General features: G+C 27.7%; 17 protein-coding genes. 14 read left to right on the top strand and 3 right to left on the bottom strand.

Features of this window, described 5'->3' with window-relative positions; genetic code table 11:
- Positions 1 to 122: 122 nt before the first annotated feature.
- The 7 genes from BM335_RS06425 to BM335_RS06400 all read left to right on the top strand — a co-directional run bounded on the left by BM335_RS06425 (position 123) and on the right by BM335_RS06400 (position 4,684).
- On the top strand, positions 123 to 524 hold the full coding sequence (locus BM335_RS06425) for a rhodanese-like domain-containing protein (RefSeq protein ID WP_090224837.1): 402 nt from the start codon (positions 123 to 125) through the stop codon (positions 522 to 524).
- Positions 524 to 1,096, top strand: a complete 573-nt coding sequence (locus tag BM335_RS06420) for a Tll0287-like domain-containing protein (protein ID WP_090224463.1) — start codon at positions 524 to 526, stop codon at positions 1,094 to 1,096. Before BM335_RS06425 ends, BM335_RS06420 begins: the two co-directional genes overlap by 1 nt.
- 1 nt (position 1,097) lies before the next feature.
- Positions 1,098 to 2,555, top strand: a complete 1,458-nt coding sequence (locus BM335_RS06415; RefSeq protein ID WP_090224461.1) for an NAD(P)/FAD-dependent oxidoreductase — start codon at positions 1,098 to 1,100, stop codon at positions 2,553 to 2,555.
- Positions 2,556 to 2,570: 15 nt separating this feature from the next.
- Positions 2,571 to 2,735 carry a hypothetical protein gene (locus tag BM335_RS15700; RefSeq protein WP_177219170.1) on the top strand — a complete coding sequence of 55 codons (165 nt, stop codon included), beginning with the start codon at positions 2,571 to 2,573 and terminating at the stop codon, positions 2,733 to 2,735.
- A 37-nt stretch (positions 2,736 to 2,772) separates the two neighbouring features.
- Positions 2,773 to 3,045, top strand: coding sequence for a heavy-metal-associated domain-containing protein (locus BM335_RS06410; protein ID WP_218157806.1), 273 nt, complete (start codon positions 2,773 to 2,775; stop codon positions 3,043 to 3,045).
- A 10-nt stretch (positions 3,046 to 3,055) separates the two neighbouring features.
- On the top strand, positions 3,056 to 3,265 hold the full coding sequence (locus tag BM335_RS06405; RefSeq protein WP_090224458.1) for a YgaP family membrane protein: 210 nt from the start codon (positions 3,056 to 3,058) through the stop codon (positions 3,263 to 3,265).
- 108 nt (positions 3,266 to 3,373) lie between these two features.
- Complete coding sequence (locus BM335_RS06400; protein ID WP_090224456.1) at positions 3,374 to 4,684, top strand: NAD(P)/FAD-dependent oxidoreductase; 1,311 nt, start codon at positions 3,374 to 3,376, stop codon at positions 4,682 to 4,684.
- A gap of 52 nt (positions 4,685 to 4,736) precedes the next feature.
- Here BM335_RS06400 and BM335_RS06395 read toward each other — a convergent pair whose 3' ends face one another.
- The 3 genes from BM335_RS06395 to BM335_RS06385 form a co-directional block, all read right to left on the bottom strand.
- A complete protein-coding gene (locus BM335_RS06395; protein ID WP_090224454.1) occupies positions 4,737 to 5,198 on the bottom strand; it encodes a GNAT family N-acetyltransferase in 462 nt (153 codons plus the stop codon).
- Between the two features lie 15 nt (positions 5,199 to 5,213).
- On the bottom strand, positions 5,214 to 6,545 hold the full coding sequence (locus BM335_RS06390) for a phosphoribosylamine--glycine ligase (RefSeq protein WP_090224833.1): 1,332 nt from the start codon (positions 6,543 to 6,545) through the stop codon (positions 5,214 to 5,216).
- Positions 6,546 to 6,615: 70 nt separating this feature from the next.
- Positions 6,616 to 6,921, bottom strand: coding sequence for a hypothetical protein (locus tag BM335_RS06385; RefSeq protein ID WP_090224451.1), 306 nt, complete (start codon positions 6,919 to 6,921; stop codon positions 6,616 to 6,618).
- 398 nt (positions 6,922 to 7,319) lie between these two features.
- On the opposite strand from BM335_RS06385, the gene BM335_RS06380 reads away from it, so the two are divergent.
- The 7 genes from BM335_RS06380 (at position 7,320) to BM335_RS06350 (ending at position 16,789) form a co-directional block, all read left to right on the top strand.
- On the top strand, positions 7,320 to 7,682 hold the full coding sequence (locus BM335_RS06380; protein WP_090224449.1) for a hypothetical protein: 363 nt from the start codon (positions 7,320 to 7,322) through the stop codon (positions 7,680 to 7,682).
- A 191-nt stretch (positions 7,683 to 7,873) separates the two neighbouring features.
- The gene (locus BM335_RS06375; RefSeq protein ID WP_090224447.1) at positions 7,874 to 10,180 is read left to right on the top strand and encodes a response regulator; all 2,307 of its coding nucleotides are present in this window, start codon (positions 7,874 to 7,876) and stop codon (positions 10,178 to 10,180) included.
- Positions 10,173 to 10,541, top strand: coding sequence for a response regulator transcription factor (locus BM335_RS06370; RefSeq protein WP_090224445.1), 369 nt, complete (start codon positions 10,173 to 10,175; stop codon positions 10,539 to 10,541). Before BM335_RS06375 ends, BM335_RS06370 begins: the two co-directional genes overlap by 8 nt.
- Before the next feature lie 16 nt (positions 10,542 to 10,557).
- Positions 10,558 to 11,661, top strand: a complete 1,104-nt coding sequence (locus tag BM335_RS06365; RefSeq protein WP_090224442.1) for a HEAT repeat domain-containing protein — start codon at positions 10,558 to 10,560, stop codon at positions 11,659 to 11,661.
- 2 nt (positions 11,662 to 11,663) lie between these two features.
- Positions 11,664 to 13,100, top strand: a complete 1,437-nt coding sequence (locus BM335_RS06360) for a glycosyltransferase family 2 protein (protein ID WP_090224440.1) — start codon at positions 11,664 to 11,666, stop codon at positions 13,098 to 13,100.
- Between the two features lie 12 nt (positions 13,101 to 13,112).
- Positions 13,113 to 15,536, top strand: coding sequence for an LTA synthase family protein (locus BM335_RS06355; RefSeq protein WP_090224437.1), 2,424 nt, complete (start codon positions 13,113 to 13,115; stop codon positions 15,534 to 15,536).
- A complete protein-coding gene (locus BM335_RS06350) occupies positions 15,533 to 16,789 on the top strand; it encodes a YaiO family outer membrane beta-barrel protein (RefSeq protein WP_090224435.1) in 1,257 nt (418 codons plus the stop codon). The genes BM335_RS06355 and BM335_RS06350 overlap by 4 nt, the downstream gene beginning before the upstream one ends.
- The last annotated feature ends 6 nt before the right edge of the window (positions 16,790 to 16,795 follow it).

Below are 16,795 nucleotides of genomic sequence, written 5' to 3'. Positions count from 1 at the left end.
TCTTTTTTATTTAATATTTTGGGGAGTTTTAAACTCCCCTTTTTTATTTTTATTCGTAACTTTAGTTACCACATTTCAAAATGTGGTTAGGTACATTTGTTAAAAATCAAAAACATATCAATATGAAATTAAAATTAGGCATTATTTTATTTGTGCTATTTATTAGCATAGGTTGTAACTCAAAACCTCCATTAAACGAGCAAGAAAAAGCAGCAATTCACATAGTTAAACCAACTGAATTTAAAGAGAAATCAGTAAATCAAATTATTATTGATATTAGAACACCTCAAGAATTTAATCAAGGACATATTGAAGGTGCAATAAATATTAATTATTTTGATCGCTCTTTTATAGAAGAAATTGGAAAATACGATAGATCAAAACCAATATTTTTATATTGTAGATCAGGGAATAGAACCTCTTCTGCAGCAGCAAAAGTTGCTAAATTAGGGTTTAATGAAGTATATGATTTACAAGGAGGAATCATGAATTGGTCCAAAGAAAATCTTCAAATTACAAAATAATGATACAAAGAACATTTTATTTATTAAGTATTCTATTGATAACTATTTCTTGTAATTCTTCTTTTTCTGAAAAAGAAAAGGAAGAATATCGTGTAAAAGGAAAAGAAATTGCTGAAGCATCATTTTTAGCGTTAAGTACACAGTTAACTGAACAGATGAAAGCTGGCGGTCCGGCTCAAGCAATACCATTTTGCAATCAAAAAGCAATGCCAATCACAAATGAGTTGTCAGATAAATTTAAAGCTACAATTAAACGAACTTCAAATAATTTAAGAAATCCTGATAACGCTCCTTCAAAAAGAGAATCAGAAATTTTAGCAGATTTTCAAAAAATGAAAATGGACGGTAAACAATTATCTCCAATAGTTGAATTAGATGCTAATAACAAAAAACATTTTTATGCACCAATAATTTTAAAAGCAAATTGTCTGGTCTGTCACGGTAAATTAAATGAAACAGTAAATATTAAAACAGATTCAATTATAAAATCATTATATCCAAATGATAAGGCTACCGGATATGCAGAAGGCGATTTAAGAGGAATTTGGAGTATTACTTTTAAAAATAAATAATATGGCAAAAGTAGTTGTTTTAGGTGCAGGAATTTCTGGACACACAGCAGTTTCATATTTAAGTAAAAGTCTTAAAAAACAACACGAAGTAGTGATGGTTTCTCCAAATAGTAATTTTCAATGGGTACCTTCTAATATTTGGGTTGGAGTAGGTTTAATGACTCCAGATCAGGTGAAATTTTCTTTAGCACCAGTTTATAAAAAGATGGGTGTAGATTATAAGCAAGCATTAGCAGTTTCAATAAATCCTGAAGGAGATGCAGTTCACGAAAAAGGATTTGTTACTATAAAATATGTTTCTGATGATAAAAAAGATGTTGAAGAAAAAGTTACTTATGATTATTTGATAAATGCTACAGGGCCAAAATTAAATTTTGAAGCGACAGAAGGTTTGGGGCCAAAAAAACATACAGAATCAGTTTGTACATATGATCATGCTGCACATGCTTGGACCAAATTACAAGAGTCTTTAAAGAAAATGGAAAATGGTGAGCGACAAACATTTTTAATTGGAACTGGACACGCAATGGCAACTTGTCAAGGTGCTGCTTTTGAGTATATTTTAAATATAGCTTTTGAAATTAAAAAACGTAAACTACAACATTTAGCAGATTTATGGTGGATAACCAATGAATATGAGTTGGGTGATTTTGGTATGGGAGGCGCTTATATTAAAAGAAACGGATATATAACGCCAACCAAAATTTTTGCTGAATCTATTTTAAAAGAATATGGCGTACAGTGGATTAAGCAAGCTGGTGTACAAAAAGTAGAAAAAGGTGTTGTATATTATGAAAATTTAAAAGGTGAACATAAAACTGTAAATTTTGATTTTGCAATGTTGATTCCTGGTTTTGCAGGAGCTGGAATGAAAGCTTTTAATAAAAGTAATGAAGATATTAGTGCTGAAGTTTTTGCTGCCAATGGAATGATGAAAGTAGATGCTGATTATACTCCAAAACCTTATGAAGAATGGAAAGCTGAAGATTGGCCATTAACTTACCAAAGTGTAAAATATAGTAATATTTATGCAGCAGGTATAGCTTTTGCACCACCACATGCAATGTCTAAACCAATGGAAAGTCCAAACGGCACAAAAATATTTCCAACCCCTCCAAGAACAGGAATGCCATCAGGTGTTATTGGTAAAATTGTTGCTCAAAATATTATCCATTCCATAAAAGTTGGTAAAATTGAGCATCCGCATAAAGCATCAATGGCAAAAATGGGTGCTGCTTGTATAGTTTCTGCCGGTTATGGATTAAGAAATGGTCAAGCTGCTGTAATGACTGTAAATCCAATTGTTCAAGATTGGGAAAAATATCCAAAATGGGGAAGAAATATTGATGATACTGTTGGAGTTGTAGGTACAGCAGGACATTGGATGAAATTATTTATGCATTATATGTTTTTATATAAAGCTAAAGCAAAACCATTTTGGTGGTTAATTCCAGAATAATTTAAAGCGAAACACATGAAAACAACAACAGATAAAACAGTACCTTATAGTAATATTTCATACGGAACAGAACCAACAAAATTGGTTCGATTTATGAGAGTTTTTTTTCCATATCAGATTTATAATTTTTTCAGGTTAAATTTAAAAGTAATGATGATAGTTGTAAGAGGTCACTCCTAAAATTATTTTTGTAATTTTGTAATCTCAAATTAATAATATGATAACATTAGAAATATTAAACTTAAAATGTGGTGGTTGTGCCAATTCTATTAAAAAAGGATTGTTAGCAATTGATGGAGTTACTGATGTTTCTGTAGAATTAGAAACATCAAAAGTGACTATAGATAGCAAAGATAATTCGGTTTTAACAGAAGTAAAAAATAAACTTGCAACAATGGGATATCCAGAAGTAGGTGATGCAAACACCATAATTCACAAGGCAAAATCATTTGTGAGTTGTGCAACAGGGAAATTGGGTTCAGAATCTTAAAACACCAATTATGAAAAAGAATGTAGGCAGTACTGATAAAATTATAAGAATGGTTTTAGCCATTGCAATTGGCTATTTTGCCTATTCAACAACATTTGAAACCAATTGGATTCAGTATGTTTTATATGTTATATCAGCTGTAATGTTGGTAACTCCAATAACAGGGTATTGTCCGCTTTATACTCTTTTTGGGATTAATACTTGTGAAATAAAAGAATAATTGAATCTTAATGATTTATTTAAAGCATTTTAATGTGATTATAATCACATTAAAATGCTTTTTTTTATTTAATTTTCTTAGTTGAACGTTAATCTAAAAAACACTATTATGTCAAAACATTATCAAGTACTGATAATTGGTGGTGGTACCGCCGGAATTATGGTTTCTTCAATGCTAAAAAGAAAAAATAAATCCATTCAAATTGGGTTAATTGAGCCAGCAGAAACGCATTATTATCAACCTGCTTGGACGTTGGTTGGCGCTAATACATATGATTTTGAAAAAACAGCAAAACCGATGGCTTCTTTAATTCCAAAAGGAGTTGAATGGATAAAACAATATGCTGATAAATTTGAACCGGAAAATAATAAAGTCATTACTAAAAAAGGTGAAGAATTTACCTATGATTATTTAGTTGTTGTGCCAGGATTAAAGATTGCTCCTGAAATGATTGAGGGTTTAAAAGAAGCGATGGATAGTGGTGTAGTATGTAGTAATTATACCAACCCAAAACATACTTGGGAAGTTTTAAAAAAATTTAAAGGAGGAACAGCACTTTTTACACAACCAGCTACACCTATAAAATGTGGTGGAGCGCCTCAAAAAATAATGTATTTAGCTGATGAATATTTTAGAAAAGTAGGATTGAGAGATAAAACAGATATTGTTTTTGCATTACCAAGCGGTTCTATTTTTGGTGTAAAAATTATTGCTGATACATTAATGAATGTAGTTGATAAAAAAGATATTAACGTTCGATTTTTTCACAGACTTGTAAAGGTTGATGGTGATAAAAAAATTGCTTGGTATGAAATTGATAAAGATTTAACAGCAGGTGGCTGTGTTACCATTGCTGATGGTGATATTGCTTCACTAGATAAAGAAATTCAATACAATTATAAAGATGTTAAAGTAAGTAGACGAGGAGAGCAATTTGGAATTCATTTTGATATGATGCATTTGGCACCACCACAATGTGCTCCCGATTTTATAAAAAATTCGCCATTGGCTTCTGAAACTGGTTGGGTTGATGTAAATAAAGGAACAATGCAACATTTTAAATATGCAAATATTTTTAGTTTAGGAGATGTTTCTAATTTACCAACTTCAAAAACAGGTGCAGCCATTAGAAAACAAGCTCCGGTTGTAGTTGAAAATATTTTAAAGTTAATTGAAACAAATGCGCTTTCAACAAAAGAATATAAAGGATATACTTCTTGTCCGTTAGTTACGGGTTATGGAAAAATGGTTTTGGCTGAGTTTGATTATAATCAAAACTTTGAACCAGACCCAAAATTGAAACAGTTTCCTTTAATGATTTCAGATTCATCAAAAGAGCATTGGAGATTATGGCTGTTGAAAAAATATATGCTTCCTTATTTGTATTGGAATAAAATGATGAAAGGTGTAGAAGTTTAAAAAAGCTAAAAAGAAATTTTAAAAACGAATACTTTATTATGTATTCGTTTTTTTATTTTATTGGATTGTTGGTGAAAATCCACTCTTTAGCATCAAAATCATCATTGCTTTCTGCAAATAGTTTGAATCCATTTTTTTTATAAAAATAATTGAGTTGTTCTTCTTCAATAGTTAACCAATATTTTTGTTTTGGATTTTGATCTTTTAAATGCGTAAACCATTTTGTGGCCAATTGTTGGTTTCTTTTATGTTCTGAAACCCAAATGTATCCTAAATAATAATATCCTTCAGTAAATAAATATGCGTGTAAAATTTCAAAAGAAGTCATTTCTTTTAGTTTTTCTGTAAATACAATGCCGCCACATATAATTTCGTTATTTTCTTTAATTACATAAATTGATGCTGTTTTTTTATAGTAAACCCAATTAGGAACAATGCTAATTTTCCAATCTTCTGGTAAAATATCAAAAAACTGATTTGGATTTCCTTTAAGTTTTTCAAATTGTAACTCCATTTCAATAAAATTAAATTATAACAATCCCCAAGACCAAAGTTTGTCAGAATCGTCAAACCATCTGTCGCCAATATCGGTTCTGTAATAGCTGTTATTTACAATAATGTTGGCGATTCTATTATTCATCATTTTTTGAGCATCTTTCATAGTTAATCCAGTTCCCGAAACCATTACTGCAATTCCGGTATTTCCAGTTATTAACCACTCATCATTTATTTTTTTTAGATGCATTGGATGAATACCTTCCTTAATTTCTTTTTTAAAAATAACTATAGAATCTTTTGAAAATAATTCAAAGCTTTTTTTGTCATCAAAAGGAAAAGGAGGAACCACAATAAAAGCGCCTATTTGAAATCCTTTTTTAACATTAATTGTAAACTTTTGTCCGCTAGCAATTTTAAATAGCATATTTCCAATAGGTTCGTTTATGCCTGCTCTTTGAATAAATATTTGAGGAAATCCAAAGCGTGAAGTAAATTCTAATGGATAAATACCATTGCCGTTTACAATACAATTAATATCTATATGACCAATAAAGTTTTTTTTGCCAAGTGTAGTTTCAAATTTTTTTAAAGTAGCATCAAAAATTGGTGAATCTTTTACCCAAAACATGCTACTTCCCATTTCGCCTGTAGATACTCCTAACTCTTTAGGGAACAATTTTTTATGTTCAAAAGTTACATTTATAGGTGTTAAAAATTCTTTTCCATTAAAAAAAGCTGAAACTGAAATTTCTACACCTTTTACTTTTCTTTGTAATTGAAAATTACCAAAATCATTTCCCCAAGATTTTTCATAAGCTTTTAAAACTCTAATAACATCATGGCCTTCATCATCATTTCCTACAAAAAGGAGTTGTTTTAATTCTTGAGTTTCACCACAAGGCTTTATAACATATGCATCTGGGTTTTTTTCAACAAAAGTAATTGCATCTTGAAAATTAAAAAACTCTTTAGATTGCAATATTTTTACTTTATGTTTTTTTAATTCATCTTGTCCAAAATTACGATCTAGTTCAAGTTGATCGGTATATTCAGATCCTCCAAAAACAATTTTTCCTGCAGTTCTTAACTCTTCGCATTCTTTTCCGTAACCTGTATAATCAAAAATAATAATATCTGCCCAATCAATATGTTTTTTCCAATTTGGAACTTTAGGAACAAATCCAAATCCAATTTCTTTTGAAGCTTTATCTTCAATAAAAAGTTTTACTGAATTTCCTTCTTGTTGTGATGCATGGGCAATATCAAGTGATTCTCCCCATCTTGAAACAAATAAAAAATTTCGTTTTATATGTTGGTCGTTTTTAGGCGAAACATCTTTCTTTTTTTGATTTTTGGTACTCATTTTTTGGTGCTCATTTCTTTGCATAATAACAAAGTTAAACAAAAAGAGGAGTTTAAACTCCTCTTTTTGTTTATTCAACTAAAGTTAATTTTGTAATTACAAAAACTTCGTAAGGTTCATTGTTTTCATCAATTCTTTTTTGAGTTTCGTAAGTTACGTTAAATGTTTTTCCGTTGTATTTTATGTCTTTAAGATCATAAGTTTTTGTTACTTCTGCTGTAACTTCTTGAATATAGTATGTTTCATCCTCACTATCAGTAAAAAAATAAGTATCATCTTCAAATCCGTCAAAAATGGCTTTCATTGTAAATACTTCTTGATCATTTTTGCCAAAGGCTAAAGAAATAATTGTAAAAAAGGTTAAAAGTGCTTTCATGTTTTTTGTGATTTTTTAAATTTTTTAATTTGAATTGAGCCGCAATTTTTAATGAAATTTATTAATAAAGGTAAATTGCACATACCACAGAACGTTTCAACAAATTTTAATAATAAATTAGTTGGTTTATTAGGTTTAAAAAGAATAGTGGTTATCTCTGTCGAACGACTTGAGTAGTAAATCTAAAAAATGTGTTTTTAAAAATAAACACAAATTTAACAGCTGTTTTCATTGCTATTTTATAATGCTTTAAAAGCGCATTTACGCTGCAAATATATATAAAAAGCGATTTAAAAAAATATAAAATTTTCATAAATATTTCAGTTAAAAAATTATTTTTTTTGTAGTTCATTTAAATTTAAAATGTAACTTGTATTTAAATTTTAAAACCTCTTAAAGTGATTAAAAAAAGATATATTCTGAAAATAATAAGTTACATATTAATTTTTACAGTTTGTTTAAGTTGTAAGGTTTACCAAAATCCGGTAACGGTTAATGAAGCGATAGAAAATACTGATTCAGGCTTTTTTAAAGTAAATATGAAGAATGGTGATGAACTTATTTTTGAAAAAATTGAGAGAACAGATTTAGAATTATATGGTATTAAAACTATAGAAAATAATGAAATTAAAACTATTTTAGATGAAGATGCTATTTTAAATATTCAAAAACAAAATAAAAAGTCTTCAAATTCTTTTAAAATTATAGGAATAACATTTGGAATAGGATCACTTTTATTAGGTTTTGGAATGTTAAATTAACAGTATCAGATAACTAAAGTCTAAAAACTTTATATGTATTAAAAAACCACTTTTAAAGTGGTTTTTTATTTTTATAGAATAATTTAGGTATATTTATATGAAGTGAATTACATATTAAAATATATTGTAATATTACTGTGTTTTTTTGAAATTTAAAAAAGCAAAGTATTAAAAAAAATGAAAATTAACAAATGAGAGATAATTCAATTCAATACCTAAATGAATTAAATATACTAATTGTTTCAACAAATAATAATGGTGAAATCACGTACATATCTCCTTATTGTGAAACTTTGTTAGGTTATAAAGTTAACGATAAATTAAAAAAAGATTGGTGGGATAAAATAAGTTTTACCAATGATGAAAGTATTTTAAACAAATTAAAAATTAAAGAAATTTCTTTAGGTAAATTAAAAGTTTCAAATAAACCTTATGAAACTAAAGTAAAATGTAGTGATGGAAATTTTAAATGGATTGAGTGGAGAGATACGGTTTTAGAAAATAACACTTTTACCACAGTTGGCGTAGATATTACTATAAGAAAATCGCAAGAAATAGCATCGTTTCACTCTAACGATATTATCAATAGCGTTGATGCTATGATTTTAGTTAGTGATAAAAATGATAATGTTATTTTTTGTTCACCTTCCGTAGAAAGAATGTTGGGTTATAGTGATGAAGAAATTATGGGCGATAATTGGTGGAAATTAACCTATGAAAACCAATACGAAGCACAAAAAGTTAAAGAAGCCATTCATAATTTTGTATATTTTCATATTAAAGATTTTACAGATATTTCAAAAAGACAAATTAAAACTAAAAATGGCGATTATAAGTGGATTGAATGGCAATTGTCTAAAGGATTAAATGATACCTACATTTCTGTTGGAACAGATATAACCAATAGAGTTTTAACAGAAATGGAATTGAAAGAAGCGAAAGAAACAGCAGAAAAATCATTAAAAGTTAAAGATGAGTTTTTGGCAAATATGAGCCACGAAATTAGAACACCTTTAAATGCTGTTATTGGGTTTACCGATTTATTGTTAGAAACTCAATTAACACCTGAGCAAAAAGAGCATTTAGAAACCATGCGTAACTCAGGCGAAATCCTTCTTTCGCTAATAAACAATGTGTTAGATTTAGCAAAACTAGATTCAAACAAAGTAGAAATTGAAGAAATTCCTTTTAATCTTCATAAAAGTTTATACGAAGTTGTAAAACTTATGAAGCTAAAAGCAAAAGAGAAAAAAATTGCTTTAGAGCTAGATATTAATCCAAATACACCAGAATTTGTTTTAGGAGATCCCACCAGAATTGGTCAAATACTTTTAAACCTAATTGGAAACGCCATTAAGTTTACAGATGAAGGATCGGTAATAGTTTCTGTAAAATTAACCAAAGATGAAAATAATTTAACAGAAGTTTATTTTGAAATAAAAGATACCGGTATTGGAATAGTTTCAAACAAAATTAGTACTGTTTTTGGCGTATTTACACAAGCTAAAAGTGATACTTCAAGAATTTATGGCGGAACTGGTTTAGGATTGGCTATTGTTAAAAAACTGGTTTCATTGTTAAACGGAGAAATTAAAGTACAAAGTAAATTTGGCGTTGGTAGTAATTTTAAAATGACCATACCATTTAAAAAAGATGTAACTAAAATTGAAAAGCATTTTGTAGAACTTGGTGAAGTAGAAAAATCAATATTAAATTTAAAAATATTGTTAGTTGAAGACAATAAAACAAATCAATTATTAGCAAAAACAAGATTAGAAAGATGGAATTGCATAGTAGATATTGCCAATAACGGTATTGAAGGCGTAAAAAAAGTTCAAAAAAACATGTACGACATTATTTTAATGGATATTCAAATGCCTGTTATGGATGGTTACGAAGCTACAAAAATTATAAAAAATGATTTATCAAAACAAGTAAGCAAAATTCCTATAATTGCTATGACAGCGTATACTTCTAAAAAAGATATTAATATGGCTTTAGAAGCAGGAATGAACGATTATATTTTTAAACCCTTTAAAAAAGAAGAATTACTTTTATTATTAAAAAAGTATGGAAAATTAACGAATATAGAGAAGTTAGAAGATAGTAAAGAAATTAAAATTATTAATGAAAATACCAAAAGTGAAAAATACACAGATTTGGAATTTTTAAAGCAAGAATCATTAAATGAAACATCAATTTTAGTATTACTTATACAATTATTTATAAAAGATTTAGATGAATATGTTCAGGTGGTAACCAAAGAAATAAAAACAAAAAATTGGGAAATTTTACACAGAGCTACACATAAAATTAAACCAAATATTAGCATGTTTGGTATTTCTAAAATGGAACCTTTGGTACACACTTTAATGAAAAAATTAGAGAAACGTGAAGATTTCGATAACGTATCAACGCTATTAAATGAGTGTAAACAAATTATTGAAAAAGTAAAAGAAGAATTAAAAGAAGAATTAAAAATTTTAGAAAATGAGTAATTTAAAAAAAATTGTATTAGCCGAAGATAATTCAACTTTGTCACTTTTATTAAAATTTAGGTTAGAAAAAGAAGGGTTTCAACTTTTAATTGCTGAAGATGGTAAAAAAGCAGTTGAATTAATTGAAGCGAATGCTCCAGATATAATTTTAACCGATATTATGATGCCATATATAAGTGGATTAGAAGTAATTAGCCACGTTAGAAATAAGTTAAAGTTACAAATTCCAATTATCGTTTTTTCCGCAGCTGGGCAAGAAGAAATGGTGTTAAAAGCATTTAACTTAGGCGCAAATGATTTTATGGGAAAACCTTTTAGTCCAAATGAATTGGTAATTAGAGTAAAAAGATTATTAATTTAAAGTTTTAGAAAATTTTATGTTTAACAACCAAAATATTTTAGAATATTTTAACCAACTTCCAACGTTGCTAAAAATTGTTTGGATTGGTTCGGTTGTGTTATTTATACTAATTTTATTTTTTCTATTTTACCTATATTATTTAAGAACTTATTTAAGAAGCAAAGAACTTATTTCTAAAAATCTATTTACTCAATATGAAAATGATTTAATCACTTATTTGTATTTAGGTGAAAATACTTCGCAAATAAATAGTGAGCAGCAAACAATTATTGATAAAATGAAAGTGTCAATACAAAATACGTTTAAGCGAACTATTTTAATTTCAGTTTTATCAAAATTAAAAAGTGATATTTCGGGTGAAATGGCATTAGCTATTAATCAATTATTTATTAAAACAGGACTTTTAAATTATGCTTTAAAAAAATTAGAAAGCAAAAAATGGAATCAAATTGCACTTGGTATTAAAGAGCTTACACAGTTTGAAATTACAAATGTTTATAATGAAATTAGTAAATTTCAAAATTATCCTAAGCAAGAAGTTAGAAATCAAGTACAACTATATTATGTAAGTTTATTTCATTTTAAAGGATTGGAATTCCTGGATAATTTAAAAACACCTATTTCTGAATGGAATCAAATACAGCTATTAGAAATTCTTCAAAAATTTGATGATCAGGAAATTACAGACATTTCTCCTTGGTTAAAATCAGAAAATGATTCGGTAGTATTATTTGCATTAAAATTAGCAAAAATTTACAATCAGTTTCAAGTAATTGAAATTTTATTACAATTATTAAATCATAAAAATAAAGAAATTAGAGTTAGTGCAATTGAAATTTTAGGATACTTTCAAGTAAAAGAAACAAAAGAAATTGTAAAATCAAATTTTTTAGATAGAAGCAGTGAAGAAAAAATAACGTTTTTTAAAATTCTACAAGATATTGTAACTGCTGATGATGAGGCTTTTATTATTGAAAATACGCTAAATCCTAATTTTCAAATAAGGTTTTTAGCATTTCAATTATTAAAAAAGAATCATATTGAAAAGTTACATGAATTAAAGCAAAATGCTACCGAATTTGATAATAGTAGAATTTTTAATTTTTTAGAAGTTGTTTAATTATGGATAGCAGTACCGTACAAATAATATTATTAATAATTCATACCTTATTTTTTATATATGCATTTTCTGTAATCGTATCATACATAATTTTAGCTATTATTTCTGGAATTGAGTCAAATCAATATATGAAAAAAAACAGTTTTGTTAATTATAACGAAATACTTTCCTCAACCGTTTCTCCTTCCATTTCAATTATTGCGCCTGCCTATAACGAAAGTTTAAACATTATTGAAAATGTAAGGTCATTACTTTCAAGTCATTACGTAAATTATGATGTAATAATTGTAAACGATGGAAGTAAAGACAATAGTTTAGAGCTATTAATTGAAGCCTACGATTTAGAAAAAGTTAACTACTTAATAAATGAACAAATACCAACAAAACCATTAAGAGCCGGAATTTTTAAATCTACAAATCCTGCTTTTGAAAAATTAATAGTTGTTGATAAAGAAAATGGTGGAAAAGCCGATGCTTTAAACTTTGGTTTAAACATTTCTAACAGTCAATATTGTGCTTGTATAGATGTAGATTGTTTGTTGTTAGAAGATTCGTTACAAAAAATGATAAAACCTTTTTTAGAAGTTACCAATGTTAAAGTAATTGCATCAGGAGGAGTTATCAGAATTGCCAATGCCTGTACTATTAAAGAAGGAAAGTTATTAGATGTTAACTTGCCAAATAAATGGATTGAAATTGCTCAAATATTAGAATATTTAAGATCGTTTTTATTGGGAAGAATGGCTTGGAGCAGATTAAATGGATTGTTAGTTATTTCAGGTGCTTTTGGAATGTTTGAGAAAAAAACTGCAATAGAAGTTGGAGGGTACGACACTAATACTGTTGGTGAAGACATGGAAATTATTGTACGGATGAGACGGTATATGGAAGAGAAAAATGTAAAGTATAAAGTAGCGTATATACCAGATCCCTTGTGTTGGACTGAAGCCCCAGACAATTATAAAATTTTAATTTCTCAAAGGAATAGATGGACACGCGGCACCATTGAAACTTTAAGAAAGCACAGAAAAATTGGTTTTAATCCAAAATATAATTTATTGGGAATGTTAAGTTTTCCATACTGGTTTTTTTATGAAAGATTAGCGCCAGTAATAGAAGTAATTGGTATAATTTATTTTATCATTTTAATAGCTTTAAAAAATGTAAAATGGGAATATGCATTTGCATTTTTTTTACTTGCATATTTGTTTTCAGTTATATTTACAATTATTGCTATTTTTTCTGAAGAGTTAACTTTTCATCAATATAAAAAGAAAGGAACAGGTTTTAAGTTAATTTTTGTAACATTATTAGAACCTTTTATTTTACATCCGGTAATTTTATATGCCGCAATTAAAGGAAATTACGATTATTACTTTAATAAAAAGAAAAAATGGGGAGAAATGAAACGCAAAGGTTTATCAAAAAAAATTATATAGAAATAAACTAATATGAAAATAAAAACTCAGTTTAAAGAAATTTATAAATTAGGTTATTTGGCTTTAGCTTTAATAGCTACTTTTTGGGTTATTAGTTTTTTTGAAGTATACCAATTAACTTTAAAAAATACCGATATTTCTGTTGGTTCAACCTTAATTTTTAAATTATTAAATGATTTTTGGACTGGATTACTAATTAGTATATTGCTGTTACCATTATTTTTTTTAATAGCTTATTTTCACAAAAAAACAGCTACAATTTTTATTCAAGCTATTTTTACAATTATAATTGTTGGTCAATTTACGCTGGTTAATTATAGCTTAACAACCTTAATTAATTTAGGAGCCGATTTATTGGGGTATTCTTATAGTGATATTACTACAACAGTTTCTTCTTCAGTAGAATTTTCTATTGGTTATTTTGTGCCATATTTAATTTTTATTGGATGCTTTTTTGCATTAAATATCGCTTTTAAAAAACTATTTTCAGAAAGATCATTAATAGCAGTTTCAGTAATCACTATTGTGTTTTTTGGAGCCGGAAAATTAGTTTTTTCTCAAACTTCTGAAACAGAAAATCAAAACAAACTAAATTATTTAGTTTCTGATATTTTAAAATTTCAGCAAGAAAAAAGAGAAATGAATTCTTATAATTTAGATGGCAGAACTGATTTCCCTTTTCTAAAATCTACTGCAAACGCTGAAAATGTACTTGGCCCATTATTAAATTTAAAAGAAAGCAAACCAAACATAGTTTTTATAATTGTTGAAGGTTTAGGTGCTGAATTTGTTGGAAATAATGCCTATGGTGGATTTACACCTTTTTTAGATTCATTAATAGATGAATCATTATATTGGGAAAACTTTGTAAGTACAACCGGAAGAACTTTTGGAGTGTTGCCATCAATTTTAGGTTCTTTACCATTTGCGCAACAGGGATTTTTAGAACAGCAAAAATTGCCATCGCATTTGTCATTAATAAGTATTTTAAAAGCAAATGGATATACAACTTCGTTTTATTCTGGAGATAAATCTAGTTTTGATAGAAAAATCAATTTTTTAGAATTTAATGGAATTGATGAAGTAATTGATGAAGATAAATTTGGAGAAAATTTCACCAAAACAGAAGCTAATGAAGGTGGTTTTTCGTGGGGTTATCCAGATTCGGAAATTTTCAGAAAAGTAGTCTCTGTTCTTGATACAAAAGCTGAACCAAGATTAGATATTATTATGACTATTTCTAACCATGAACCTTTTTCTTTTCCAAATAAAAATGCTTATCTAACAAAAGTGGACAGTATTATTTCGGCAAAAAATATGAGTTCAGATTTAAGTACTGAAATTAAATCGTACTCCGATATTTTTGCCAGTTTATTATATACAGATGCTTCTATTAAAGGTTTTATTACTGAATACAAAAAACGACCAGATTTTGATAATACAGTATTTATTATTACAGGAGATCATAGGTTAATTCCAATAGTTCAAAAGGATAAATTATGTCGTTTTCATGTGCCATTTTACATTTATAGTCCAATGGTAAAAGCACCTAAAAAGTTTAAATCTATTTCTTCACATTTTAATGTAACACCAAGCGTTTTATCGCTTTTAATGCATAATTATAATTTTATAAAATTGGATAATGTACCTTGGATTAGTAAAGGTTTAGATACTGCAGCGCAATTCAGAAATATTCATAAAATACCTTTAATGCGCTATAAAGGCAACATAAACGATTATATTTATAAAGATTATTTATATTCAGATGGTAGTTTGTATAAAATAAATGAAAATTTTGGAACCATTAAAGTTGTTGAACGAGAATTGTTAAATACAATTTCAGATTCATTACAAGCCTTTAAAAAGTTAAATGCATACACAACTTTAAAAAATAGAATTTATCCTGAAGAAAATAATATTTATATGAATCCTGGAATAGAATTTTCTGAAGAGGAATTAAAAATTATTGAAACATCAACAAAAGGTTTAACATTTGATCAAATTTTTGAGTTAGCTCAAAAAACCGCTTTTAATAAAGATTTTAAGAAGGCACAATTGCTTTGCAATTATATTTTAAATGAATATCCTAACCATGCAGATGCACGAACTTTAAAAGGACGAACATTTGCTTGGGAAGGAAAATACAAAGAAGCAGAGATAGAATTGCTAAATGTAATTAAACGTGTACCTTACTATTACGATTGCTATTTAGCATTAATGGATTTATATTGGTGGTCTGATCAAGATCAAAAATCAATTGAAATAGCTAAAAAAGCATTTAAAAATAATATTGAAAATGGCGATTTGAGTTTTAAATTAGCGAAAGCATATCAAAGATTAGACAATTTAAAAAAATCAAATACATTAATGGATAGTTTGTTAAAAATATATCCAGATAATGTTGAATATAAAGCTTTTAAACAAACCCTAAAATGAAACTAAAACAACAACTATTAGTAGTATTTTTTTTAGTTGGCACTGCTGTTTTTGCACAACAAAAAGAATTTAACGGAGACCCAGATGTAACTTTTGAAACTGCCAGAAAATTAGCATTTAATGGCGCTAGAAAACAAGCACAAGATTCGTTAATAATGTTGCTAAAAAAATATCCTAATTACCATGATATTCGTTCATTTTTAGCAAGTACCTATTCATGGGACGGAAATTATAAATTGGCTAAAAAGGAATTTCAGTATGTTTTAGAAAAAGATCCTAAAAACGAAACCACTTGGGTGGCGGCAATTAATAATGAATTATGGTCTGAAGCACCTTTTAGTGCGTTAGAAATGGCAAATCAGGCATTAGAATATTTTCCTAATAGTGAAGAAATTTTATTGGTAAAAGCAAAGGCCGAAGAAAATTCACAAAACCCAGAAGACGCATTAAAAACTGTACAAGAAATTTTAAATAAAAATCCAAATAATAAAGAAGCTACCGAGTTTAAAGAAAGCCTAAATCAATCGCTTCGCTTTAATGCAATTGGTATTAGTTCTTCTGTTGATTTGTATTCAGAAGTTTTTGATCCAATGCAATTTTATACCTTAAAATATAAACGACAAACCAAATATGGAAGTATTATAGCAAAAGGAAATTTTAGCAGAAGATTTAATGATAATGGCGCTCAGTTTGAAGTAGATTTATATCCAAAAATAGCAAAAGGGTTATATGCATATTTAAACATTGGGTTTTCAAATTCTTATTTATATCCAGATGTTCGTTTTGGTGCAGAATTACATCAATCTTTACCTCATAGTTTTGAAATTTCATTAGGAATGAGATCATTAAAATATACTTCAACAACCAATATTTATACAGGTTCAATAGGTTGGTATACAGGTAATAGTTATTGGTCCTTTAGGCCATATTTTACACCTGGAGATTCTGGAACAAGTACATCAGGAACATTAAATTATAGAAAATATAGCAGTGATGCCGATAATTATTTTAGCATTGCAGCTGGAATTGGATTTTCACCAGAATTGTACCGATTTAATTTTGAAGGAAATGAAGATGAGATTATTAAACTAGAATCTCAAAAAATAAATTTCGGATATTATTTTACTTCTAAAAGTAAACAGAATGCTTGGGGAACTCAATTTGGAATATCGCATCAAGAAATAAGTTTTGATCCAGGAAATTTCTTTTGGGTGTATTCATTAGGTATTTCGTGGGAATTAAAATTCAAATAATTTTTT

This window comes from Lutibacter maritimus, assembly GCF_900116115.1.
Taxonomy (GTDB): Bacteria; Bacteroidota; Bacteroidia; order Flavobacteriales; family Flavobacteriaceae; genus Lutibacter; species Lutibacter maritimus.
The sequence above is the reverse complement of the archived record's forward strand: the minus strand, read 5'-3'. Positions and strand labels throughout refer to the sequence as shown.

Bases quoted from the DNA above. Each gene is read 5' to 3' on its own strand.
- BM335_RS06425 (WP_090224837.1), top strand. From the start codon at position 123: ATGAAATTAAAATTAGGCATTATTTTATTTGTGCTATTTATTAGCATA.
- BM335_RS06420 (WP_090224463.1), top strand. From the start codon at position 524: ATGATACAAAGAACATTTTATTTATTAAGTATTCTATTGATAACTATT.
- BM335_RS06415 (WP_090224461.1), top strand. From the start codon at position 1,098: ATGGCAAAAGTAGTTGTTTTAGGTGCAGGAATTTCTGGACACACAGCA.
- BM335_RS15700 (WP_177219170.1), top strand. From the start codon at position 2,571: ATGAAAACAACAACAGATAAAACAGTACCTTATAGTAATATTTCATAC.
- BM335_RS06410 (WP_218157806.1), top strand. From the start codon at position 2,773: ATGATAACATTAGAAATATTAAACTTAAAATGTGGTGGTTGTGCCAAT.
- BM335_RS06405 (WP_090224458.1), top strand. From the start codon at position 3,056: ATGAAAAAGAATGTAGGCAGTACTGATAAAATTATAAGAATGGTTTTA.
- BM335_RS06400 (WP_090224456.1), top strand. From the start codon at position 3,374: ATGTCAAAACATTATCAAGTACTGATAATTGGTGGTGGTACCGCCGGA.
- BM335_RS06395 (WP_090224454.1), bottom strand. From the start codon at position 5,198: ATGGAGTTACAATTTGAAAAACTTAAAGGAAATCCAAATCAGTTTTTT.
- BM335_RS06390 (WP_090224833.1), bottom strand. From the start codon at position 6,545: ATGAGTACCAAAAATCAAAAAAAGAAAGATGTTTCGCCTAAAAACGAC.
- BM335_RS06385 (WP_090224451.1), bottom strand. From the start codon at position 6,921: ATGAAAGCACTTTTAACCTTTTTTACAATTATTTCTTTAGCCTTTGGC.
- BM335_RS06375 (WP_090224447.1), top strand. From the start codon at position 7,874: ATGAGAGATAATTCAATTCAATACCTAAATGAATTAAATATACTAATT.
- BM335_RS06370 (WP_090224445.1), top strand. From the start codon at position 10,173: ATGAGTAATTTAAAAAAAATTGTATTAGCCGAAGATAATTCAACTTTG.
- BM335_RS06365 (WP_090224442.1), top strand. From the start codon at position 10,558: ATGTTTAACAACCAAAATATTTTAGAATATTTTAACCAACTTCCAACG.
- BM335_RS06360 (WP_090224440.1), top strand. From the start codon at position 11,664: ATGGATAGCAGTACCGTACAAATAATATTATTAATAATTCATACCTTA.
- BM335_RS06355 (WP_090224437.1), top strand. From the start codon at position 13,113: ATGAAAATAAAAACTCAGTTTAAAGAAATTTATAAATTAGGTTATTTG.
- BM335_RS06350 (WP_090224435.1), top strand. From the start codon at position 15,533: ATGAAACTAAAACAACAACTATTAGTAGTATTTTTTTTAGTTGGCACT.